The sequence below is a fragment of the Roseomonas sp. TF40 genome, from assembly GCF_057219975.1.
In genome coordinates this window covers 155552-177767 of record NZ_JBXVVR010000001.1, presented here as the reverse complement: position 1 = coordinate 177767, position 22216 = coordinate 155552, and the positions used below count along the sequence as shown (strand labels likewise).

Below are 22216 nucleotides of genomic sequence, written 5' to 3'. Positions count from 1 at the left end.
TGCGCCGATGAGCCTCCCGCCCGACCTCGCCGGCACGCTGCTCAGCCTCGGCCTCGCCTTCCTGCTCGGCGCGCTGATCGGGGCGGAGCGGCAATACCGCGAGCGCAACGCCAATCTGCGCACCCATGTGCTGGTGGCCATCGGCTCCGCGCAATTCGTCGATCTGGGCATGCTGCTGACATCGGGCGATGGGGCGATGCGCGTGGTGGCGAATGTCGTCACCGGCGTGGGCTTCCTCGGCGCGGGGCTGATCCTGAAGGAGGGCACGCATATCCGCGGGCTGAACACCGCGGCGACGGTGTGGTGCTCGGCCGCGGTGGGGGCCTGCGCGGGGGCGGATCTGCCGGCGCAGGCCGTGGCGCTGACCGTGGCCGTGCTGCTGGCGAACACCGCGCTGCGCCCGCTGGTGAACGCCATCAACCGCATCCCGCTGCGCGAGCAGGAGAGCGAGGCGCATTACGAGGTCACCGTCACCATCGCCCCCGAACAGGTGCCCGCGGCGCGCGAGGCGATGAAGGCGGCGCTGGAATCCGCGCAATACCCGATCGCCCATCTCGAGGCGCATGTGCAGGGCGTGGGGGCGACGATGGTGGTGGCGGATCTCATCGCCACCTCGGTCAGCGCGGCGGAACTCGACCGCGTCGTGGCGATGCTGCGGCGCCTGCCCGGGGCGACGGACGCGGCCTGGACGCGCAGCGGCAGCCATTGATGACCCACATCACCTAAGGTGATGCCCGCCGGGCGCGGCGCGGCCTATCCTGGGGCCAACCCCCGGAGCCCCGCCATGACCGACCCCAACGACCCGCTGCCCCCTGGCCTCGAGACCGTGCTGCTGCCGCGCGCCCATGACATCGGCGGCTTCGAGGTGCGCCGCGCCCTGCCGGCGCGCGAGCGTCAGATGGTCGGCCCCTTCATCTTCTTCGACCAGATGGGCCCGGGCGAGTTCCTGACCGGCAAGGGCGTGGATGTGCGCCCACACCCGCATATCGGGCTGTCCACCGTCACCTACCTGTTCGAGGGCGAGATCCTGCACCGCGACAGCCTCGGCACCGAACTGCCCATCGCGCCGGGCGACGTGAACTGGATGACGGCGGGCAGGGGGATCGTGCATTCCGAGCGCACGGCAGCCGCGCGCCGGGCCGCGCCGCACCGGCTCTCGGGCATCCAGTCCTGGGTCGCCCTGCCCAAGGCGCAGGAGGAGATCGCGCCCGATTTCGCGCATCACGGCGCGGCCAGCCTGCCGCTGGTGGAAGATGGCGGGCTGAAGCTGCGGCTGATCGCGGGTGAGGGGTGGGGGCTGCGCGCCCCGGTCGCCACGCCCTCGGCGCTGTTCTACGCGGACGCCATCCTGGCCCCCGGTGCGGCCGTGCCGATGCCCGACCAGCATGAGGAACGCGCCGCCTATGTCTTCTCGGGCAGCGTCGAGGTCGCCGGCGTGACCTTCGAGGCCGGGCGGATGCTGGTCTTCCGCGCGGGTGACGCGATGTCGCTCAGCGCCGGGCCGCAGGGCGCGCGGCTGCTGCTGCTGGGCGGGGCGGTGATGGACGGGCCGCGCTACATCTTCTGGAACTTCGTCAGCTCCTCGCGCGAGCGGATCGAGCAGGCCAAGGCGGATTGGGCGCGCGACCGCTTCGGCACGCCCGTGCCCGGCGAGACGGAATGGATCCCTCTGCCGGAGAAGCGGGTGGTCCAGGCCGGGCAGTAATGCCCGCACCCTGTAGTAGCGCTACATCACTCGGCCATCTGGCCCGGCGCGGCGGTGAACAACCGCCGCCAGGCCGCCGAACCCAGCACCCGCGCGAGCTGGCGAAGCGCGAAATAGGGTAACAATATCAGCCACATGAGCAGCAGCGAGGCACCGATTTCGCCCAGGCGGCCGAGCAGATGCTCGGTCAGGACGTTACGCAGATTCTCGTGGTGGATCAGGCCGATCACCACTTCCTCCACCACGGTGAAGCCGGCCAGCAGCAGCAGGAAGGCCGTGGCATTGCCCAGCACCGCGACCGGCAGCGAATGGCGCGCGAGCCGCCGCTCCAGCCCCGCGGCCTGGCCGAGCATCATGAACTTCGCCAAGACCAGCGCCTTCAGCACCGCCGTGCCATAGGGCACCGCGCCGAAGCGGTGCTCGCCCAGCAGCGCCGCCTTGTAGAGCAGCACCGCTCCCAGGGCGACGTAGAGATAGGCGGAGAGCGTGGCGTATTCCCGCAGTTCATGGCCCAGCCGCTGCTTGACGCCGGGCTTTTCGCTGTGGTCCATCCGGCTGTCTCCGCGGGCTCAGGGTTTCTCGGCCCGCTTCGCAGCCTGCCAGAGCGTTTCCATTTCGACCAGCGTCGCATCCGCCGGCGCGCGGCCTTGCGCAGCCAGGGCGGCTTCGACGGCGCCGAAGCGGCGTTCGAACTTGGCATTGGCGGCGGCGAGGCAGGCCTCCGGGTCCAGGTCGAGCTTGCGCGCCAGGTTCACCACCACGAAAAGCAGGTCGCCCAGCTCATCCGCCTGGCGCGCCTTGTCGAGGCCGGGCAGTTCGGCGCGCAGCTCGGCCGCTTCCTCCTCCAGCTTGTCGAGCACGGCGCCGGGCTCGGGCCAGTCGAAGCCCACGCGCGCGGCCCGGCGGGAGAGCTTCAGCGCGCGGGTCAGGGCGGGCAGGGCGAGCGGCACGCCCGCCAGCACGCCGGTCTCGGCACGGCTGGCGCGCTCGGCGGCCTTCTGGATCTCCCAGGCGCTGGTCTGGGCCTCGGCGGTGCGGGTCTCGGCATCGCCGAAGACATGGGGGTGGCGGCGGATCATCTTGGCGCTGATCGCCTCGGCGATCTCGGCGAAGCCGAAATGCCCGGCCTCGGCCGCCATCTGCGCGTGGTAGACGACCTGGAAGAGCAGGTCGCCGAGTTCATCCATCAGCTGCGGGAAATCCGGCCCGCGGGCGATCGCGTCCGCGACCTCATAGGCTTCCTCGATCGTGTAGGGCGCGATGGTCGCGAAATCCTGCACGCGGTCCCAGGGGCAGCCATCGGGCGCGCGCAGCCGCGCCATGATGGCGAGCAGCCGGGTGAGCGCGGCGGCGGGATCGGGCGTGGCGTCGGACATCGGCGGCTCCGGGCGGGGAGGGTTTCTCTGGCGCCCGGCGCGGCGCTCGGCAAGCGGGCGCGCGGGTTTATCCCCAGACATAAATGCCGCATAAGGAATATTATGGAAAATATTTGGACTGGGGATAAGCCGGTGGATGGCGCGCCGCAGGTTGCGCGGGATCGGTCACGCGGACCGATCCCGCTACTGGACCCCAAGACCGGCTGGCCCCGCCGACCGGCGGCTCAGATCAGGAAGATGTCGTCCGCACCGGGCAGGTTTCCGCCCTGGAACAGGCCGACGAATTCCCGCGCCGCCCCGCCCAGGCCATCCGCATCGAAGAACAGCCGCCCCTGGCTGGTCAGGATGAACTGCCATTCGCCGTGCGCCGCGGTGGCGCCCCCATCGGTCATCAGCAAACGCGGCGCACCCAGCGCCGTCGTCATCGACGCCAGCGCCCCTTCGGTCAGCCCGCCGAAGGCGCTGCCAAGCAGCAGCACCCGGTCCTGCCCGGCCTCGAAATCCCGCACGATGTCACCCGCGGCGCCGCGCCCATCGAGGATGAAGCTGTCCGCGCCCGCGCCGCCGGCGAGCCTGTCCCGCCCGGCGCCGCCCTGCAGCGTGTCCGCGCCGGCATCGCCTTCGAGGATGTCGCGCCCGCCCAGGCCTTCCAGTCGATTGTCGGCAGCGTTGCCGATCAACCAGTTGTTGGCCGCATTGCCCGTGCCCGACAGCGCTTCCGCACCGCGCAGGAAGAGCATCTCCACCTCGTCGGGCAACGTCATCGTGACGACGGCGTAGACCTTGTCGCGGCCTTCGCCGGGCGCCTCGCGGATGGTCACGCCCGCCTCCTGCACGCGGAACAGATCATGACCGGCGCCGCCCAACAGCGTGTCACCGGCGCCGCCATTCAGGATGTCCTGCCCCGCCAGGCCCCGCAGCAGATTGGCCGCCCCATCGCCGATCAGCAGGTCGCCGGCAGACCCGCCCTCGGCATTCTCGAAGCCACTGATGCTGTCGCCATCCACCTGCACCACAAGGCGCAGATCGATGCTCACCGGCCCGCTGGCGCCGGCGTAGGAGAGGGTGTCGATGCCCGCCCCGCCGCTCAGCAGGTCGGCCCCGGCACCGCCTTCGATCCGGTTGTCGCCGGAATTGCCCGAGAGCGTGTCCGCCCCCGCACCGCCGATCAGCCCACCAATGCCCAGGATCGTATCGCCCGCAGCCTCGCCGCCTGTGGCAAGGCCGGTGGCGAGATCGACATGCACGCCCACCGTATCGGAGCGGTAGCTGGCCATGTCCACGCCCGCCCCGCCCTCAAGCCGGTCGGCACCCAACCCGCCGCGCAGCGTGTCATCCCCGGCGCCGCCCTGCAGCGTATCCGCGCCGGCACCGCCCAGGAGGTGGTTCGCGCCGTCATCGCCTTCCAGCAGGTCATCGCCGCTGCCGCCGATCAGGGCCTCGAAGCCCGAGAGACGATCGCCAGTCGAGAAGCCGCCCGACGGTCCGCTGCCCAGGCCGGTCGCCAGCGAGGCGACGACGCCCAGCGTATCGGCCGCGTAGCTCAGCGTATCCGCCCCCGCGCCGCCCAGCAGCGTATCCCCGCCCAGGCTGCCGAGCACCAGATCGTTGCCGCCCGCGCCATCCAGGCTGTCCGCGCCGCCTGTGCCCGCCAGCGTATCCGCCCCGTCGGTGCCCAGGCGCGCGATGCCGGCGCGGGCTTCGAAGATTGCGGCCGCCAACAGGCCATTGCTGAACGAATAGGTTTCGAAGCCACGCACCGTATCGGTGCCCAAGCTGCCGACCAGCTGGAAGGCGCCATCCTCCAGCAGGAAGATCGCTACGGCGTCGCTGCTCGTGCCCGCGAAGACGGTGTCGTTGCCCGCCCCGCCATCGAGCGAATCATCGCCAAACCCGCCATCGATGCTGTCATCGCCGGCTGCGCCCCAAAGCGAATTCGCCCCGGAACTGCCGTCCAACGTCTCCGCCGCATCCGATCCGCGCGCCTGCTCGAAGCCGATCGCGATATCGCCCGGGCTGCCTGGCCGATCGTGGCGGGCGGCGCCGAGACTCACCCTGCCACCGCTGAACTCCAGCAGATCGATGCCTTCGCCGCCCCGGATGACGTCGCCAAGGCCGGAGGCTTCGACGGTGTCGTCCCCCATGCCGCCTTCCAGCGTGCTGCCGCCTGCCGTGCCATGCAGGAAGTCCTGGCCAGCGCCGCCGCGCACGAGAAGGTTCGAGCCGCCGAGGATGAAGCGCTCATCCGCCTCGGTGCCGACCACGGTGTTCGCGCCGCCGCCGCCCGAGACCCGCTCCAGGCCGACCAGCGTGGCGCCCCCAGGCCCGCTGCCCGCGGCGAGGTCGATCAACCCGCCACTCAGATCCCCGAGCAGGAGCGTGTCCTGCCCCGCGCCACCATCGAGGATGCCCGCGCCGGCCGCGAAGCTCAGGACATCGTCGCCCGCCCCGCCTTCCAGCGTGTCCCCCGCGACGCCCTCCAGCCAGTCATCGCCGGCCTCGCCCTGCAGCAGATTGCCGCCCTGGGTGGAGGGCTCGATGATGCCATCGACGCGCAACTGGTCATTGCCCGCGCCGCCGCGCAGCGTGTCGCCGCCACCCCCCTGGCCCGGCGCGCCGAAGACGCCGCCACGGAGTTCGTCATTGCCGGCTCCCCCCTCGACCAGGTCGGGCCCCGCACCACCCCAGAGGAAGTCGTCGCCATCCTCGCCCTGCAGGGTGTCGGCCCCATCCAGGCCGAACAGGGTGTCGCGCGCCGCATCGCCGCGGATCGAATCATTGCCCGCCCCGCCGATGAGGGAATCCGCGTCGGGCGTGCCGATCAGCGTCTGGCCCGTCAGCGCCAGCATCTCGGCCAGGCTCAGCGTCACATCGGTGAAGGCGAAGAACTCGACACCGCGGATCGTATCCGCCCCCTCGGCCGAGACCACGATCAGTCCGCCATCGCCGGTCAGGCTCACCTCGATGGTGGTGCTGGCCAGGGCGAAGCCGGCGGTATCCGTGCCCTCCCCGCCATCGAGGCTGTCATCGCCACCCTCGCCTTCCAGCGTGTCGTCGCCCGCACGGCCTTCGAGCAGGTCGCCGGCATCGACGATGCCAAGGGCCTCCTCCACCGCATCCGCGCCGGAAGACCAGCCCCGCAGCAGATTGGCCCCGGCATCACCGCGCAGCGTATCGGCGCCAGCCGCACCGGTGACATCCTCCCACCCGGCCATGACGCCGTTGGCGAATGCAGGCCGGTCCGGCACCGAGGCGGTGCCGAGCGCGAGATCGACCGCCACGCCCAACCATTGATCGTTCGCGTCCCGGCCGTAGAAGTTGCTGAAATAGAGGCGGTCGCGCCCCTCCCCGCCCTCGACCAGGGCGGCGAAGGGCGAGATGGCCACATCGTCGCCCGCCCCGCCCTGCAGCGTCGCCGCGCCACCAGCGCTGTCAGCGTTCAAGCCGCCGATCAGCGTATCGGCCCCCGCCTCCCCCTGGATCAGGGCGCCGCCGAAGCCCTGGATCACATCGTCGCCGTCAGCACCGCGCAGCACCCGGGCGCCGTTGACGGCGATCGTATCGGCGCCAGCCCCGCCCAGCACGGTCTCCACGCCGTCGACATCCAGGGCAGGGATCTCGGAGTCATCGAAGGCGCCCGGGCCCAGCACGGCCAGGCCCGCGCTCTCCCCCGAGAGGTCGAGCAGGTCGTTGCCTTCGCCGCCCTCCACCAGATCGCCGTGCTCGCCGCCCGCGATGGTGTCATCGCCCGCCCCGGCCCCGATGGTGTCGGCGCCCAGCCCGCCCCTGATCAGGTCGTTGCCGTCGCCGCCGTCGAGGGAATCATCCCCTTCCCGGCCGAACAGCGTATCGGCCTCGCCGCTGCCGAACAGGCGGTCATCACCCTCCCCGCCGTCGAGGAGGCTGGCGGCCTCGGTGCCCTGGAGCGTGTCGTTGCCAGCCTCGCCTTCAAGCGAGTCGCGGCCCGTGCCGGCGATCAGCGCGTCATCGCCCTCGCCGCCTTTCAGGCTGTCATCGCCCTCGCCGCCCGACAACTCGTCATCACCGCCTTGACCATAGAGAGTGTCATTGCCGTCGCCGCCGAACAGTTCGTCGCGGTCGTCGCCGCCATAGAGGAGGTCGCGATCCGCGCCGCCAACGAGCGTGTCCCGCCCGGCTGCGCCATAAAGGTCGTCTGCCCCATCGTCACCGACCAGCGAGTCATTGCCCTCGAAACCCTGGAGGTAGTCAGCGCCGGCACCACCGGCGAGCGTATTGTCGCCTTCATCGCCGCCGAGAACGTCGTCCCCTTGGCCGCCTGCCAGCGCCTCGATGCCATAGAGCTTGTCGCCATCGGCCTGCCCCCATTGGGGAAAGAGCGGGTTCTGCAGGAGCACAGTCACGCCGGCGGTATCCGTGGCGTAGCTGACCGTGTCTGCGCCCTCGCCGCCGATCAGCGTGTCGCCCCCAAACCCGCCCAGCAGCAGGTCATCGCCCGCACCGCCATCGAGGCTGTCATTGCTGGCGCCACCGTCGAGCGTATCGGCGCCGGCCTCGCCGAAAAGCTCCACGGTCTGAAGGGCATTGCCCAGCAGCCAGTCATCTCCTTCGCCGCCGGCCAGGACCTGGCGGGCGGGAGTGCCAGGCCCGCCAATGAATCGATCGGCGGAGATCGTGTCATCGCCGCTGCCGCCCTGCACCTGCTCGACCGCGACAGCCGTCACCCCGCCCGACACCGCGACGATAAAGCTGCTCGAGAGATAGACAGCAAGATCAGCAGTCTCACCCGAGAGATCCAGCAGGTCGAAGCCCGTGCCGCCGCGGAAAACCTCGCCAGGTGCGCCGCCCAGGACCGTATCGTCGCCCTCGCCGCCGTCGAGGGAATCGACGCCCGCACCGCCGATCAGCAGATCATCGCCCAGACCGCCCTCGAGCGTATCGACCCCGCCCTGCCCCACCAGCGTATCAGCGCCGTCCTGCCCTTGCAGAAGATCGGCACCCGCGGCGGCGACCAGGCGGTTGTCGGCCGCATCGCCGCGTAGGGTGACGGCACCGGGGTACGAGGAAGACACTGCGATGACGGCTTCGACCCCCACCAGGGTCGATGAGCCGGCGGAGCTTTGGACCAAGCCGCTCTCCAGATCGACCACCGCGCCGGCGCTGAGGGAATACCTGGCCGTATCGTAGCCCGCGCCGCCATCGAGATTGTCGCCGACATCGAGCGTCAGCAGATCGTCCCCGCCCTCGCCCAGAACCGTGTCCGCGCCGCCATTGCCCGAGAGTGTGTCAGCACCTTCGCCGCCGGCCAAAAGCTCGGCCCGGAGAAACGAACCGGAATCGGAGGCGCCGAGCAGAAGGTCATTTCCCGCCCCGCCCTGCAGGGCCTCGATGCCGGCCACACTCACGGCGAAGCCGGATGCCATCTGCGTGAGGGCGTAATCGCTCGCTGCGAGGTGCAGGACGACATTTTCGGTGACGGCCGAGAAATCGAGCGTGTCGAAGCCTGCCCCACCCTGGATCGTCGCGTTCAGCACGCCCGAGGCCCGGGAGGGCAATACGAACAGGTCATTTCCGGCGCCGCCATCCAGCGAATCAGCCCCTGCGAGCCCCGCGATGGTGTCGTTCCCTCCCAGGCCATCGATGGTGTCGGCCTCGGGCGTGCCGGTCAGGCTGTCATCGCCATCGCCGGCCGGATTGGTCGCGAGCATCTGCGCCGCGGCCACCACGCCATCCGCGAAGTCGAAGAATTCGGTGGCCAGAACCGTATCCGTGCCCTCGGGGCTGCCGGGGCGAAGATCGGTGATCAGGAAAGCGTTGGGGCTAGGAAAGCCGACCGCGACCTCGGCAAGATAATCGGCGCGATTGCCGCTGAAGCGCGCGGTATCCGTCCCCACCCCGCCGAGCACCCGGTCGGCTGCGGCGCCCCCGATGAGCGTGTCATTGCCAGAGCCGCCCTCGAGGCTGTCCTCGCCGCCACGCCCCGAGATCAGGTCATTGCCGCTGGCTCCCACCAAGGTGTTGGCGCCGGCATCGCCCGCCAGGGTGACGCTGATCTGCTGCATGGCGAGAGAAGGGCTGATCAGCTCGACTCCCGTGACGCTTCCCAGTGCCTCGGCCTGGCTGGCGAGCGTGCCAGCCTCCAGGTCGATCACCAGGCCATTGGCCGCGATGTAGAGCAGAGTATCGGTCCCGGCACCGCCATCCACCGCGGCGGCGCCAACCGGCGCAAGGCTGTCATCGCCGGCGCCGCCCTCGAGGGTGTCGGCCCCCCCAGAGCCTCCGACGAGGTAGTCATTGCCATCGCCGCCGGCGAGCCAGATGCTCTTGGTCGTGCCGACATGAACGTACAGAAGGTCATTGCCGCTGCCGCCGAACAAGGCTTCGAAGCCGTCATGGGTCAGGGAGTTGGCGCCGAAGCTGGCGAACACGTTCCCCTCGGCGATGGTAAGGTTGAAGCCCAGGTCGAAGGACCTGAAGTCGAGCACGTCGAAGCCGCTGCCCCCGAACAGCGTCGCGGCCCCGGCCAGGGCGGTGACGACGACCCGGTCATCCCCCGCGCCGCCCTGGATCGAATCAGAGCCTCCGAGCCCCACGATGGTGTCGTTGCCGCCCAGGCCATCGATGATGTCCGCACCGAGCGTGCCCGTCAGGCTGTCTGCGCCTTCGGTCGGCGTGAGAGAGATCGACATGGCGGCATTCCTCAAGCAGGCGTGAAGTCCTGCCGCTTTTGTGACCACTTCCTGCAAAGCCTGCTTGACCATTTTTGGGATGGTTGCGCCGCCGGTCACACCTGCTAGCCTGCAGATCAGGAGAGAACGCCCCCCGATGACGCTCCCAGGCCCCGCCCCCGGCTCGGCCGATCCGAACGACGCCGTGATGATCGGCCAGATCTTGCGTCACCCGGCCTTTCCCCAGGCGATGCGCCATATCGGCCGGCGCTTCCTGGCCCTGCATGAGAACTACATTGTCAGCAAGCTCATCGCCGATGAAGGGCGCTACCTGGTCTGCCAGTTCGCCATCTCGCTCCATGCCGATCATCGGCCGGAAGATCCGGGTTCGGGCCTGACGCTGTCGCGCCTGATGAAGCAGTGCCTTGCCTTCCAGGTGATGTCGCGCGGACGGATCGAGGCGATGGTGGCGGTGCTGCGCCGCACCGGGCGGCTGGTGGATGCGCCCCCAGGGCCGGACCGGCGCATCCGCCGCCTTCTGCCTGGCCCGCCGCTGGAAAACGAGTTCCGCGAGCGCGTGCGCTTCCACCTGCAGGCGCTCGACCTCGTCATGCCCGGCCGGCCCTATCTGCGCCGGCTGGAGTCCGATCCGGACTACTACTGGGCGCTGGAGCGCGAACGCGGCGCCTATGTGGCCGAGCAGCCCAGCCTGCGCATCCGCCTGCCCGCACTCGCCGCCGTCTCCGACATCGAGGGCGGCTACCTGGTCCTGACGGCCCTGATCGATGCGCTGCCCGACCCGATCGGCCCGGGCGACATCGCCTTCCCGCATCTGGAGATGGCCGAGCGGTTGCGCCTGCCGCGCACCCAATTGCGGCGCGTGCTGGAGGGGCTGGAGGCGGCAGGGCTGGTGCAGCCCCTGGCCGCGGCCGGGCGCGCGATGCGGGTGCTGCCGCTGGCGGTCGAGACCATGGCGATCTGGCATGCCATCCGCCTTCTGCGCTTCGACCGCAATGGCGCGCGCGCGGCCGCGGCGCGCGATGGCTTCCCGTTCCCGCCGATGTCCCATGGCTAGGCTGCGCCGGCGTAGCCTGCTGAGCCTTGCTGCCTTGCCGGCCCCGGCCCTGGCACAAGGATATCCGAGCCGCCCGATCCGCCTCATCGTGCCCTTCCCCGCCGGCGGTGCGGTCGATACCTGGGGGCGGCTGGTGGCCGAGGGGCTTGCCCAACGGCTCGGCCAGCCCTGTGTGGTGGAGAACCGCGCCGGCGCGGCGGGAATGCTGGGGGCCGAGGCGGTCGCCCGCGCCACCCCGGACGGCCATACGCTGCTCTTCACCATCGATGCGCTGATCCAGGCGCCGATCATCCTCCGCCGCGCGCCCTATGATCCGGTGCGCGACTTCCTGCCGATCGGCCGTCTCGGCAGCACGCCCGTCACGCTCACGGTGGGCGATGGCGTGCCCGCCCCGGTGCGGGATTTCCCCGATTTCCTGGCCTGGGCGCGGGGGCGCACCGTGCTGATGGGCAATTGGGGCATGGGCGGGACGGGGCATGTGGTCAGCCTGATGCTGGCTGCCGAGGCCAGGCTGGACGTGACGCATATCGGCTTCCGCGGCGAGCCGCCGATGATCAACGACCTGCTCGGCGGGCGCTTCCATGGCGGCTTCGTCACCACACTGACCTTCGGCGAACTGATCCGTGCAGGGCGGGTGCGCCCGCTGGTCACCGCCGGGCCTGACCGCGTGCCGAGCCTGGCGGCGCAGGTGCCGACGCTGGCTGAGCACGGCTATCTGCGGGACTTCAACTACCGCGGCTTCTCGGGCCTTTTCGCCCCCGCCGGCCTGCCGGCCCCTGTGGCCGCGCTGCTGGCCGAGGCCTTCCGGGCCTTCGCCACCGCCGAGGCCACGCGGCGCGTGCTGCGCGGGATCGACACCGTGCTGGGCTATGAAGACCCCGCGACCTTTGCCGCCAGCCTTACCCTTGCCCAGCGCGGCTGGGCGGAACTGGCCGAGCGCTTCGCTCTCCACCAGGACAGCTGAGGCTCTGCCCGGCCGCTGATCGGCTCTCATGTTGATTCTAGAGCACGAGCTGCGTTCATCAGAACGCAGCGTGCTCTAGCCAGGGCAGCGGAAGGGCAGGAAGCTGCTCGCGGCACCGGCATTCATCGCGGCAATGGTCATGGCATCGGCCAGGGCCGTCTCGGCCGCGCTGGCCGGGCAGATCGGCGCACGGGAGCGGCAGCCGGAATCGAGGAAGGCCTGGTGCGCGGCCAGGAAGCCGGGGGAGATCGCGCCGAGGTCGAAATGCCGCTGCGCCGCGGCCCAATCGGCGGCATAGCGCGGGCAGCGCGGCGAAGGCTGCGCCACCGCCCCGCTGGCCGCCAGCAGCCCCACCAGCAGCGCGATGCGCTTCACGCCTCCGGCACCTCCAGCACCATGCCGTCATGGCCGGGCTCGATGCCCGCCGGCAGGTTGGCGCGTAGCCAGGCCCAGTCGAGGTCGGTGCTCATATGCGTCAGCACGCAGCGCCGCGGGCGCAGCCGCGCCACCCATTCCTGCACCCGCGCCACATTGGCGTGCACCGGGTGATAGGCGCGCTGCAGGCAGCCCACCACCCAGGTATCGAGCCCTTCCAGCGCCTCCAGGCTCTCCTCCGGCAGGGTGACCACATCGGTGGAATAGGCGAAGCGGCCGATCCGGAAGCCAAGCGTCTCCATCACTCTGTGGTCCTGGCGGAAGACGCGCACCGGCATGCCGGCCATGGCCACAGTCTCGCCCGGCGCCACCGCACGCGGTGTCAGCGCCGGGCGGAAGAAGGTGGGGGGCGTGGGGGGGCGGAAGGCATAGTCGAAGCGAGTCTTGAGCTCGGAAAGCGTCTGGTAGGTGCCGAAGGCGTCCACCGAGCCGCCGCGCAGCCGGTTCACGATGCGCAACTCATCGAGGCCCATGATGTGGTCGGCATGGGAATGGCTGAACACCACGGCCTCCAGCGCGGCAAGGCCGGTGGCGAGCAACTGGCTCCGCAGATCCGGTCCGGCATCGATCAGCAGACGGCGGCCGGCGCTGCTCTCGACCACGGCGGAGGTCCGGCTGCGCCGGTTGCGCGGCTCGGCGGGGTCGCACTGCCCCCAATCGCCATGCCCATCCGGCCCGCCCAGCAGCGGCACACCCCCCGAGCTGCCGACCCCGAGCAGCGTGACCCGCAGCACCGCTCAGCCTGCCGCGCGCGGAAACAGCCGGCGGAAATTGCCGGTGGTCAGCGCCGCCAGCTCGGCGAGGGGCAGCCCCCTCACCTCCGCCAGCCTTGCCGCGGTGAAGGCGGTGTAGGCGGGCTCGCAGCGCTTGCCGCGATGCGGCACGGGGGCGAGGTAGGGGCTGTCGGTCTCCACCAGCAGCCGATCGGCCGGGGCCTCGGCGGCGATGGCGCGGATCAGGTCCGACTTCGGGAAGGTCAGCATGCCCGAGAAGCTGAGATAGCCGCCCAGCGCCACCGCGCGGCGCGCCAGCTCCGCCCCGGAGGAGAAGCAGTGCAGCAGGAAGGGGAAGGCCCCCTTCGCGTGCTCGTCTTCCAGGATCGCGGCGATGTCCGCATCGGCGTCCCGGGCATGGACCACCAGCGGCAGGCCGGAGGCCCGCGCAGCGGCGATATGGGCGCGGAACCCCGCCTGCTGCTGCGGCCTTGGCGCCTTGTCGTAGAAATAGTCGAGCCCGCTTTCGCCCAGGCCGATGATGCGCGGATGGTCGGCCTCGCGCAGCAATTCCTCGACGCTGGGGATGTCCCGCTCGCCGGCATTGTGCGGGTGGATGCCGACCGTGCCCCAGACGCCCTCGTGGCGGGTGGCGATGTCGCGCACCGTGGCCGCCTGGGCGCCGAGGCGCGTGCCGATGGTGACCATCTCGCTCACCCCGGCGGCCTTGGCGCGGGCCACGGCGGCCGCCTGGTCCTCCCCCTCGAAATGGTCGAGGTGGCAATGGGAATCGATGATCACGCCTCGATTTTCCGGAACAGCGGCCCGGGCGGCGGCAGCGCCAGCCCCCCCGGCAAGGGGGTGGCCAGGTCGGCGAGGCCGCGCGCCGCCTGCGGCACGCCGAGCTGGTCGAGCAGCTGCGCCATGGTGGTGGGCATGAAGGGTTGCAGCACCGTCGCCTGGGCCCGGAGCGCGTCATGCAAATGGCGCAGCACATGCGCCATTCGCACCGGGTCGGTCTTCTTCAGCGCCCAGGGCGCCTCGAGGGTGATGTAGCCATTGGCCTCACGCACCGCGGCCATGATGGCCTCCAGCGCCAGATGGAACTCCTGGCGATCGAGGTGCTGGCCGACGGTGGTGACCAGGGCCTCGGTCTGGGCCGTGAGCGTCGCGTCGCCCGGCGCGCGCGGCGCCGGGGCGGGCAGAAGCCCCTCGCAATTGCGCTGGATGAGGGAGAGCGTGCGGTTGGCGAGATTGCCCAGCGCATTCGCCAGCTCGCCATTCAGCCGGTTCACCAGGGCGGCGCGGGAGAAGTCGCCATCCTGGCCGAAGGGCACCTCGCGCAGCAGGAAATAGCGCACCGGGTCGAGCCCGAACTCTTCGACAAGAGCCACAGGATCAATGACATTGCCGAGGGACTTCGAGATCTTCTGCCCCTCATTGGTCCACCAGCCATGCGCGAAGACGCGCTTCGGGGCCGGCAGGCCGGCGGCCATCAGGAAGGCCGGCCAGTAGATGGTGTGGAAGCGCAGGATATCCTTGCCGACGAAGTGGATATCGGCCGGCCAGAAGCGCCATTTTCCTTCAATGTCATCGGGATAACCGGCGGCCGTGATGTAGTTTGTCAGCGCATCCAGCCAGACATACATCACATGCGCCTCATCCCCCGGTACCTTCACGCCCCAGCGGAAGGAGGTGCGGGAGATGGAGAGATCCGACAGGCCGGACTTAATGAAAGCAATGACTTCGTTGCGGCGGCTCGCAGGCAGGATGAAATCGGGATTGGCCTCGTAATAGGCCAGCAGACGCTCCGCCCAGGCGGAGAGGCGGAAGAAATAGGAGGGCTCGCGCACCCACTCCACCGGCGCGCCGGAGGGGGCGTATTTCACGCCCTCCCGCTCCGTCAGTTCGTCCGGGCCATAGAAGGCCTCGTCGCGCACCGCGTACCAGCCCTCGTAATGCCCGAGATAGATCTCGCCGCGCGACTCCAACTCCTTCCACAGCGCCTGGCAGGCGGCCTTGTGGCGGGCTTCGGTGGTGCGGATGAAGGCGTCGTTGGAGAAGCCCATCGTCACCGCAAGGTCGCGGAAATGCTGGGACACCTGGTCGGTGAAGGCCTGCGGGTCCATGCCCGCATCAGCCGCCGCCTTCTCCACCTTCTGGCCGTGTTCGTCCGTGCCGGTGAGGAAGAAGACCTCCCTGCCCTCCAGCCGCCGCCAGCGCGCCAGCACATCGGCGGCGAGCGAGGTGTAGGCGTGCCCGATATGCGGGCGGTCATTCACGTAATAGATGGGCGTCGTGATGTAATACGTTGACTTCACGGTATTCTTGATCCGATCGCTGAAGCGGGGCGCTAGCGCCTCGGGGCCGCGAGCCAGCCCAGCACGGTGAGCACCGCCTGCTTGCGGTCGAGGCTCAGCGCGTCGGTTTCGGCTGCCAACTTGCCGATTGTGTCCCACAGGGTGGACCACTCGGCAAGCGGCCGCGCCGCCAGCCAGGCGGGGGCGGCGCCGCCCCGCGCGGCCTGCCGCACGGCGGCCGAGATCGCCCGGCGCAGCAGCGCGAGGAAGGTGGCGAAGGCGGAGCCGTCGCGCTTGGCCGCCACCTGCTCGGCCAAGGCGTGCCACTCGCCGCGCGCGGGCAGCGCCAGGGCCTGTTCGACCAGCGCCTGCATCGCCAGCCCCTCGCCTTCCGCCAGCGCCAGCGCGCCGCCCGCCGAGCCCTCGGCGATGCGGGCCAGCGTGGCGCGCGCCGCCGGGTCCAGCCCCGGCAGCAGCCCCGCCAGCAGCGCCTCCAGCACGGGCAGTTCCAGCGGGGAAAGGTCCAGCCGCCGCACGCGGCTGAGGATGGTCGGCAGCAGCCGGTCCGGCGCGGGGGTGGTCAGCACCAGCACGGCGCGCGGTGGCGGTTCCTCCAGCGTCTTGAGCAGGGCATTGGCGGCTTCGGGGCGCAGCGCCTCGGCGCCATCCACCAGCAGGAAGCGCCAGCCGCCCTCGGCCGGGGTCATGGCGAGGAAGCGGATGGCGGCGCGCACCTCCTCCACCCGGATCACGCGCTTCACCCCGCCCTCGCCCGTGTTGGGGCGCAGCGCGCGCAGATCGGCATGGGCGCCGGCGGCGATGCGGCGGAAGGTGGTGTGGTCGGGCGGCACATGCAAAGCGGGCTCGCCGGGCGGGATCGCGCCCTCCGCCCCCCCGGCGAGCAGCCAGCGGCCTAAGCGGTAGCCCAGCGTCGCCTTGCCGATCCCCGGCGGGCCGGCCAGCAGCCAGGCATGGGGCAGCCGGCCGGACAGGGCCGCACGCTCCAGCAGCGCCGCCTGCGCCACGTGGCCGACAAGGCGCGCCGTGCCGCGCACGCCCTGGTCGGGGTCCTCCTCGAACTCCTGGACCTTGATCGCCCTTGGCGCCCGGCTCATGGGCGGAGCCGCGCCTCGGTCGCCGCCAGCACGCCGGCGAAGACCGCCTCGGGCGCGGCGGTGGCGTCGATCACTGCGCAGCGATCGGGCTCGGCCGCGGCGATGGTCAGGAAGCCGGTGCGCACGCGGCCATGGAAATCGAGGCCCAGCCGCTCGAACCGGTCCGCCGCCACGCCGCGCCCGGCGGCGCGCGCCATGCCGGTCTCGGGCGGCAGGTCGAGGATCAGGGTCAGGTCGGGCTTCAGCCCCTCCAGCGCCATCCCCGCCAGCGCGCCATACACCTCGCCCGGCACGCCCTGGGCATGCACCTGGTAGGCACGGGTGGAATCCGCGAAGCGGTCGCAGATCACCCAGATCCCCGCGGCGAGCGCGGGGCGGATGGTGGCCACCACATGCTCGCGCCGGGCGGCGAACATCATCATCGCCTCCGCCACCGCATCGAGCCCCCAGCCGCCGAGCACCACGCTGCGGATCGCCTCCGCCCCCGGCGCGCCGCCGGGCTCGCGCGTCAGCAGCACGGGGTGGCCGAGGTCGCAGAGCCAAGCGGCGAGGCGCCGCGCCTGGGTGGATTTCCCCGCGCCCTCACCCCCTTCGAAGGTGATGAAGCGGCCTTCTGGCCTCACGAGCCGAACCAGCGCCCGATCACCGCCGGAATCCGGGGCAGCAGGCCGAGCCGGTCCACATCGGCGCCGGCGATGAGCGGCACGTTCATCTCCGGCACGCCCTGGCCGCTGACGAGCAGCGTGCCGATGGCTTGCCCCTTGCTGACCGGCGCGGGCACCGGCGCGTCGAAGCGCACGCGCGCCTGGATGTTGCGCCGCCACTGGCGCGGCAGCGTCACCACCAGGTCCCGCCCGGCGACCAGCGGCACGGTCGGGCGCTCACCGAGATAGACGGGCACTTCCTCCACCGTGTCGGCGGCGCGGAAGAGCACGACGTTGTCGAACTCGCGGAAGCCCCATTCCAGCAGCCGCTCGCTCTCCTCCGCCCGGGCGCGCATGGAGGCAAGGCCGTTCACCACCAGGATCAGCCGCCGCCCGCCGCGCAGCGCGCTGGCCGTCAGGCCATAGCCCGCTTCCTCGGTGTGCCCGGTCTTGAGCCCATCGGCGCCGGCGACCCGTGCGAGGGCCGGGTTGCGGTTCTCCTGGCTGATCTCGTTCCAGCGGAAGCTGCGCTCGCTGTAGAAGCGGTAGTATTCGGGGTGGTCGAGGATGATCCGCCGCGCCAGGGTGGCGAGGTCGCGCGCCGTCATGCGCTGCTCGGGATCGGGCCAGCCGGTCGCGTTGCGGAAGGTGGAGCTGCGCAGGCCGATCCGCCGCCCCGTCTCATTCATCAGCTCGGCGAACTGGGTCTCGCTGCCCGAGATGCCCTCCGCCAGCACGATGCAGGCGTCGTTGCCCGATTGCACGATCACGCCGCGGGTCAGGTTCTCCACCGAGACCTGGCTGCCGAGTTGGACGAACATCTTCGACCCGCCCATCCGCCAGGCGCGCTCGCTGACCGGCAGCAGCTGGTCCATGCGCAGCCGGCCCGCCTTCAGCATGTCGAAGACGACGTACATCGTCATCAGCTTCGACATGGAAGAGGGCGGCATGCGCTCATCCGGGTTCTTCTCGAGCAGAACGGCGCCGGTGTCGAAATCCACCAGCAGCGCCTGGCGCGCCTGGGTGTCCACCGGGCCGAGCGGGCTCATCGCCGGGGTGGAGGGCGGCGGCGCGGGCGGGCGCGCGGGGCGCTGCGGCTGCTGGGCCGGGCGGTTCTGCGCCCAGGCTTCGGTACCGCCCATGGCGGTGGCGATGCCGGCGGCGGCACCCATCAAATCCCGGCGGCGCATGGCGCTGTCTGCCCTCGATCCCGGACTCGCGGTCAATCCACGAGGATCCGCGCCTCCGATACGCCGAGGCGCAGGGTTTCCTCAAGCGCCCTGTCGGCGGCGGCCACGGAAGGCAGCGGGCCGATGCGCACGCGGAAGCTCGGCGCGCCGGCGCCCCGGCCCACCCCGCCCACCTGCTCCACCCGCGCGCCCAGCCCGGCAAGGCGCGCCGCCTGGCGCTGGGCGAGGTCGCGCCGGCCGAAGGTCGCGGCCTCGACATGGAGCTGCCCCGGCTGGGCAGCGACGCGCGTCAGCGTCTCCGGCAGGCGGGCCGGCGGACCGGCGGGGCTGGCGCCGGTGGGCGCGGCGGCGGCGAGTTGCTGGCCCGGCAGGGGCCGGGCCTCGCGCACCCGCGCGGCCTGCACGGCGCCGGGCGGGGGGGCTAGGTCCTCGCGCTGCACCCCGGCGACCGGAGCGGCGGCGATGGCGAGGCGCGGCGCCTCGGGCTGGGGCAGTCCCTCGGCCAGGGCGCGGCTCGGCCCAGCTTGGACCGAGAGTCGGATCTGCGCCGCGCCGCCCGGCGGAATGCCGAGCAGCGTGGCGGCGCGGCGGGAGAGTTCCAGCACGCGCCCCGGCCGCACCGGCCCGCGGTCATTCACCCGCACATCGAGCTGCAGCCCGTTCTCCAGATTGGTCACCTGCACGATTGCGGGCAGCTGCAGGGTGCGGTGCGCGGCCATCAGCAAGCCAGGGTCATGTGTCTCGCCATTCGCCGTGCGGCGCCCGGCGCGGGTATCGGCGGCAACACTCGCCAGCCCCGTCTGGACCAGTTGAAAATCCTCGCGCGGGTAGGACCAGACGCCACCGAGCTGATAGCCCTCCCCCACTACATAGCGGGCGGGGGTGGCGGGCGGCGGGCGGGCGCAGCCGGCCAGCAGCAGCAGGGCAAGCCCCCCGCAGACCCAGGCGGCGGCGGGCTTCACGCCACGCGGTCCGACAGCAGGCCGACCGCCAGCGCGTAGAAGTTCGAGGGGTTGTAGCGGCGGATCACGTTGAAGTTCGGATAGACCGCGAAGGCCTGGCCCGAGGCCCCGCCCGGCAGCAGGATCGCCGCCTCGAGGTCGAGCGCCGGCAGGGAGGTGCCATCCGGCCGGCGCACGCCCAGCCGCACCCATTCGCGCAGCGGCTTGGTGTTCTCGCGCCGCGCCTCCTCGGGGTTGAAGCCGGGCGGCAGCACGACCTCCCGCCCCCAGAGCTCTTCCTCCCGCCAGCCGGAGCGGGCGAGGTAGTTGGCGATGGAGCCCAGCGCATCGGCCCGGCTGTCCCAGATGTTGCGCCGCCCATCGCCATCCATGTCCACGGCCAGGCGCTCAAAATTGCTCGGCATGAATTGCGGATGGCCCATGGCGCCGGCCCAGCTGCCGCGCATCCGGTCGGGGCTCACATGCCCGCCATCCAGGATCTTCAGCGCGGCCAGCAATTCAGCCCGGAAATAGGCGGAGCGCCTTCCATCCCAGGCCAGGGTGGCAAGGCTCTCGATCACGTTGAAATTGCCGGTGAAGCCGCCGTAGTTGGTCTCCAGCCCCCAGATCGCCACCACCACGCGGGGCGAGACGCGGAAGCGCGCCTGCACGGCTTCCAGCGTCGGGCGGTTCTCGATGAAGGCGCGCCGTCCGGCATCGATGCGCGCGGTGGACAGCCGCGCATCACGATATTGTTCCCATGTCTGGGTGAATTCCGGCTGCCGGCGGTCGAGTTCCAGCACCCGGTCATTGGGGCGGATGCCGGTCAGCGCCCGGCTGAGCGTGGCCTGGGAGACGCCCTGGCGGCGCGCCTCGCTGCGCACACCCTCCAGGAAGGCCTCGAAGCTCTGGGTCGCCGCCAGGGCGGCCGAACCCGGCAGCGCCGCAGCGCCGAGGGCCGAGAAAACGAGTCGCCTGGAGCACACCATGCGCCTTCCCTGCCACAGGCGACGCGCCTCCTGCAACGCGTGGCTGCAGGCCGGGGGTGGCGGCCGGGCTGCGGCGGCGCGATACTTCCCCCATGCCCCGGCGTTACCTCGACCAGAGGCTGAAACTCTCCCTGCTGCGGCTGGCCGACGCGCTGGACACGCATGGCAGCCTGCTCAAGGCGGGCATGGCGCTCGGCCTCGGCCAGCCGGCCCTGTCGCGCAGCCTGCGCGAGATGGAGGAGATCGTCGGCGCGCCGCTCTTCGAACGCCATGCCCGCGGGCTGCGCCCGACCGAGGCGGGCGTGGTGGTCATCCGCCTCGCGCGCCGGCTGCTCGGCGAATTGCGTCGCGCGGAAGAGGCGCTGGATGCGGTGGGCGCGGCCGATGGCGGGGCGGTGGCGATCGGCGTGCTGCCGGTGGCGGCGGTGGGCGTGCTGCCCGGCGCGCTGATCCGGCTGCGCGCCAGCCATCCGCGGCTGCGCGTGCGCCTGCAACAAGGCCGCACCGAGGAATTGCTGCCGCTGCTGGCGGCGCGGGAACTCGATCTCGTGGTGGGCCGCCTCTACGCCCCGGCGGTGCCCGATGGCTTCACGCGCGCGGCGATGTGGGAGGAGCCGATCTCGGTGCTCGCCCGCGCCGGGCATCCCCTGCTGGCGGTCGACGGGCCGGTCACGGCGGCGATGCTGGCGCGCTACGAACTCGTGCTGCCGACGGTCAGCCAGCGCGTGGGGCAGGAGATCGACCAGCTGCTGACGCTGCTCGGCCTCACCGCCGATGTGGCGCTGCGCTCCTCCTCCTACGGCTTCATCCGCGAGACGCTGCTGGCGAGCGACGGGCTTTCCATCATGCCGCGCTCGATGATGGTGGGCGACCTGCTGCGCGGGGCGCTGAAGGTGGTGCCCCTGCCGGTGCCCGCGCCGCCGCGTCCGGCCGGCATCATCCGCCCGGCCGAGCCGCCCCCCTCCCCGGCTGTCGCGGCCTTCATCGCCTCCTTGCAGGACCATGTGGCGGAGATCAGCGCGCATGGCCTCGGAGATATGACAAAAGCTGATACCTCTCGCCGAAGAAGCGATAGGACGCGCGGCCGGCAGCGCGCCTAACCTCCGCTCGCCCGCCGCCTTGCGGGTGAGGAGGACGACCAGGAATGGAAGCGCCGGAGCCCGTGATGGACGTGGCCCATCTCGGCCATGTCGAGTTGCTGACCCCCAAGCCCGATGAGTCGCTGCGCTTCTTCACCGAGGTGATGGGCATGACCGAGGCCGGGCGCCAGGTCGACAGCGTCTATCTGCGCGGCTGGGACGATTACGAGCGCTATTCCCTGCAACTCACCGCCGCGAAGACCTCCGGCATGGGCCATGCCGCGCTGCGCACGCGCAGCCGCCAGGCGCTCGAGCGCCGCCTCGCGGCGCTGCGCGCCGATGGCGTCGAGGTGACGCCGCAGGAGAACAGTTTCGGCCATGGTACCGGCTGGCGCTTCCGCGACCCCGATGGCCACCCCTTCGAGCTCTACTGGGAGACCGAATGGTATGAGGCGCCGCCCGATCGCCGCCCGGCGCTGAAGAACCAGCCCGAACGCTACCCGGCGCGCGGGGTGAATGTCCGCCGGCTCGACCACTTCAACTGCCTCGCCGTCGATGTGCGTGGCTGCCGCGAATTCTTCCAGCGCAATCTCGGCCTGCGCTGCACCGAGCGGATCGAGCTCGACAGCGGCGTCGAGGCCGGGATGTGGCTGACGGCGACCAACAAATCCTACGACTTCGCCTTCACGAAGGAGGCACATGGCGTGCCGGGCCGCTTCCACCACGTCACCTTCGCCCTCGACTCGCGCGAGGCCGTGCTGCAGGCCGCCGACACCTTCCTGGAAGCGGGCGTCTTCATCGAGACGGGGCCGCACAAGCACGCCGTGCAGCAGACTTTCTTCCTCTACGTCTATGAGCCCGGCGGCAACCGCGTGGAGGTGGCCCATGCGGGCGCGCGGCTGGTGCTCGCGCCCGACTGGAAGACCATCACCTGGACCGAGACGGAGCGGAAGAAGGGCCAGGCCTGGGGCCTCAAGACCATCGAGAGCTTCCACACCCACGGCACGCCCCCGCTGCCCGGCGACGACTGAACCGATCCATCC

18 protein-coding genes are annotated in these 22216 nt (G+C 71.1%); 6 read left to right on the top strand and 12 right to left on the bottom strand.

Going from position 1 to position 22216, the window contains the following annotated elements:
- The first annotated feature begins 7 nt into the window (after positions 1-7).
- Together AC2D9U_RS00720 and AC2D9U_RS00715 are read left to right on the top strand one after the other, a co-directional pair.
- Positions 8-709, top strand: a complete 702-nt coding sequence (locus AC2D9U_RS00720; RefSeq protein WP_484745410.1) for an MgtC/SapB family protein — start codon at positions 8-10, stop codon at positions 707-709.
- Between the two features lie 75 nt (positions 710-784).
- Positions 785-1705: a pirin family protein gene (locus AC2D9U_RS00715; RefSeq protein ID WP_484745406.1), complete on the top strand. Its 921-nt coding sequence runs from the start codon at positions 785-787 to the stop codon at positions 1703-1705.
- 26 nt (positions 1706-1731) lie between these two features.
- Here the strand turns inward: AC2D9U_RS00715 and AC2D9U_RS00710 are convergent, their stop codons facing one another.
- From AC2D9U_RS00710 to AC2D9U_RS00700, 3 genes are all read right to left on the bottom strand, one after another.
- On the bottom strand, positions 1732-2256 hold the full coding sequence (locus AC2D9U_RS00710) for a hypothetical protein (RefSeq protein WP_484745403.1): 525 nt from the start codon (positions 2254-2256) through the stop codon (positions 1732-1734).
- Between the two features lie 18 nt (positions 2257-2274).
- Positions 2275-3081 carry a nucleoside triphosphate pyrophosphohydrolase gene (mazG, locus tag AC2D9U_RS00705; RefSeq protein WP_484745401.1) on the bottom strand — a complete coding sequence of 269 codons (807 nt, stop codon included), beginning with the start codon at positions 3079-3081 and terminating at the stop codon, positions 2275-2277.
- 224 nt (positions 3082-3305) lie between these two features.
- Complete coding sequence (locus AC2D9U_RS00700) at positions 3306-9749, bottom strand: hypothetical protein (RefSeq protein WP_484745399.1); 6444 nt, start codon at positions 9747-9749, stop codon at positions 3306-3308.
- 136 nt (positions 9750-9885) lie between these two features.
- On the opposite strand from AC2D9U_RS00700, the gene AC2D9U_RS00695 reads away from it, so the two are divergent.
- The gene (locus AC2D9U_RS00695; protein ID WP_484745396.1) at positions 9886-10803 is read left to right on the top strand and encodes a hypothetical protein; all 918 of its coding nucleotides are present in this window, start codon (positions 9886-9888) and stop codon (positions 10801-10803) included.
- Entirely contained in the window at positions 10796-11767 is a 972-nt protein-coding gene (locus AC2D9U_RS00690; RefSeq protein WP_484745394.1) for a tripartite tricarboxylate transporter substrate binding protein, read from the top strand. The genes AC2D9U_RS00695 and AC2D9U_RS00690 overlap by 8 nt, the downstream gene beginning before the upstream one ends.
- Before the next feature lie 75 nt (positions 11768-11842).
- Here AC2D9U_RS00690 and AC2D9U_RS00685 read toward each other — a convergent pair whose 3' ends face one another.
- From AC2D9U_RS00685 to AC2D9U_RS00645, 9 genes are read right to left on the bottom strand one after another with little or no spacing between them, the layout of a single operon-like run.
- Positions 11843-12142: a hypothetical protein gene (locus tag AC2D9U_RS00685; RefSeq protein ID WP_484745390.1), complete on the bottom strand. Its 300-nt coding sequence runs from the start codon at positions 12140-12142 to the stop codon at positions 11843-11845.
- On the bottom strand, positions 12139-12933 hold the full coding sequence (locus AC2D9U_RS00680; RefSeq protein ID WP_484747304.1) for an MBL fold metallo-hydrolase: 795 nt from the start codon (positions 12931-12933) through the stop codon (positions 12139-12141). Before AC2D9U_RS00680 ends, AC2D9U_RS00685 begins: the two co-directional genes overlap by 4 nt.
- A gap of 6 nt (positions 12934-12939) precedes the next feature.
- On the bottom strand, positions 12940-13716 hold the full coding sequence (locus AC2D9U_RS00675; protein WP_484745388.1) for a TatD family hydrolase: 777 nt from the start codon (positions 13714-13716) through the stop codon (positions 12940-12942).
- Positions 13713-15236, bottom strand: a complete 1524-nt coding sequence (metG, locus tag AC2D9U_RS00670; RefSeq protein WP_484745387.1) for a methionine--tRNA ligase — start codon at positions 15234-15236, stop codon at positions 13713-13715. Before metG ends, AC2D9U_RS00675 begins: the two co-directional genes overlap by 4 nt.
- Before the next feature lie 32 nt (positions 15237-15268).
- A complete protein-coding gene (locus AC2D9U_RS00665) occupies positions 15269-16330 on the bottom strand; it encodes a DNA polymerase III subunit delta' (RefSeq protein WP_484745385.1) in 1062 nt (353 codons plus the stop codon).
- A complete protein-coding gene (tmk, locus tag AC2D9U_RS00660; protein ID WP_484745383.1) occupies positions 16327-16953 on the bottom strand; it encodes a dTMP kinase in 627 nt (208 codons plus the stop codon). Before tmk ends, AC2D9U_RS00665 begins: the two co-directional genes overlap by 4 nt.
- Complete coding sequence (locus tag AC2D9U_RS00655) at positions 16950-18164, bottom strand: D-alanyl-D-alanine carboxypeptidase family protein (protein ID WP_484745381.1); 1215 nt, start codon at positions 18162-18164, stop codon at positions 16950-16952. The genes tmk and AC2D9U_RS00655 overlap by 4 nt, the downstream gene beginning before the upstream one ends.
- A 32-nt stretch (positions 18165-18196) precedes the next feature.
- Positions 18197-19126 carry an RlpA-like double-psi beta-barrel domain-containing protein gene (locus AC2D9U_RS00650; protein WP_484745379.1) on the bottom strand — a complete coding sequence of 310 codons (930 nt, stop codon included), beginning with the start codon at positions 19124-19126 and terminating at the stop codon, positions 18197-18199.
- The gene (locus AC2D9U_RS00645) at positions 19123-20094 is read right to left on the bottom strand and encodes a lytic murein transglycosylase (RefSeq protein WP_484745377.1); all 972 of its coding nucleotides are present in this window, start codon (positions 20092-20094) and stop codon (positions 19123-19125) included. The genes AC2D9U_RS00650 and AC2D9U_RS00645 overlap by 4 nt, the downstream gene beginning before the upstream one ends.
- A gap of 92 nt (positions 20095-20186) precedes the next feature.
- Here AC2D9U_RS00645 and AC2D9U_RS00640 point away from each other — a divergent pair, with 92 nt between their 5' ends.
- Together AC2D9U_RS00640 and AC2D9U_RS00635 are read left to right on the top strand one after the other, a co-directional pair.
- Positions 20187-21194 (top strand): LysR substrate-binding domain-containing protein, encoded by a 1008-nt coding sequence (locus AC2D9U_RS00640; RefSeq protein ID WP_484745375.1) that lies wholly within the window; start codon positions 20187-20189, stop codon positions 21192-21194.
- A gap of 44 nt (positions 21195-21238) precedes the next feature.
- Positions 21239-22204 carry a catechol 2,3-dioxygenase gene (locus tag AC2D9U_RS00635; protein WP_484745373.1) on the top strand — a complete coding sequence of 322 codons (966 nt, stop codon included), beginning with the start codon at positions 21239-21241 and terminating at the stop codon, positions 22202-22204.
- Positions 22205-22216 lie beyond the last annotated feature (12 nt).

Excerpts from the sequence above, each read along its gene's own strand:
- AC2D9U_RS00720 (WP_484745410.1), top strand. The coding sequence starts at position 8 with ATGAGCCTCCCGCCCGACCTCGCCGGCACGCTGCTCAGCCTCGGCCTC.
- AC2D9U_RS00715 (WP_484745406.1), top strand. The coding sequence starts at position 785 with ATGACCGACCCCAACGACCCGCTGCCCCCTGGCCTCGAGACCGTGCTG.
- AC2D9U_RS00710 (WP_484745403.1), bottom strand. The coding sequence starts at position 2,256 with ATGGACCACAGCGAAAAGCCCGGCGTCAAGCAGCGGCTGGGCCATGAA.
- mazG (WP_484745401.1), bottom strand. The coding sequence starts at position 3,081 with ATGTCCGACGCCACGCCCGATCCCGCCGCCGCGCTCACCCGGCTGCTC.
- AC2D9U_RS00700 (WP_484745399.1), bottom strand. The coding sequence starts at position 9,749 with ATGTCGATCTCTCTCACGCCGACCGAAGGCGCAGACAGCCTGACGGGC.
- AC2D9U_RS00695 (WP_484745396.1), top strand. The coding sequence starts at position 9,886 with ATGACGCTCCCAGGCCCCGCCCCCGGCTCGGCCGATCCGAACGACGCC.
- AC2D9U_RS00690 (WP_484745394.1), top strand. The coding sequence starts at position 10,796 with ATGGCTAGGCTGCGCCGGCGTAGCCTGCTGAGCCTTGCTGCCTTGCCG.
- AC2D9U_RS00665 (WP_484745385.1), bottom strand. The coding sequence starts at position 16,330 with ATGAGCCGGGCGCCAAGGGCGATCAAGGTCCAGGAGTTCGAGGAGGAC.
- AC2D9U_RS00655 (WP_484745381.1), bottom strand. The coding sequence starts at position 18,164 with ATGCGCCGCCGGGATTTGATGGGTGCCGCCGCCGGCATCGCCACCGCC.
- AC2D9U_RS00645 (WP_484745377.1), bottom strand. The coding sequence starts at position 20,094 with ATGGTGTGCTCCAGGCGACTCGTTTTCTCGGCCCTCGGCGCTGCGGCG.
- AC2D9U_RS00640 (WP_484745375.1), top strand. The coding sequence starts at position 20,187 with ATGCCCCGGCGTTACCTCGACCAGAGGCTGAAACTCTCCCTGCTGCGG.
- AC2D9U_RS00635 (WP_484745373.1), top strand. The coding sequence starts at position 21,239 with ATGGAAGCGCCGGAGCCCGTGATGGACGTGGCCCATCTCGGCCATGTC.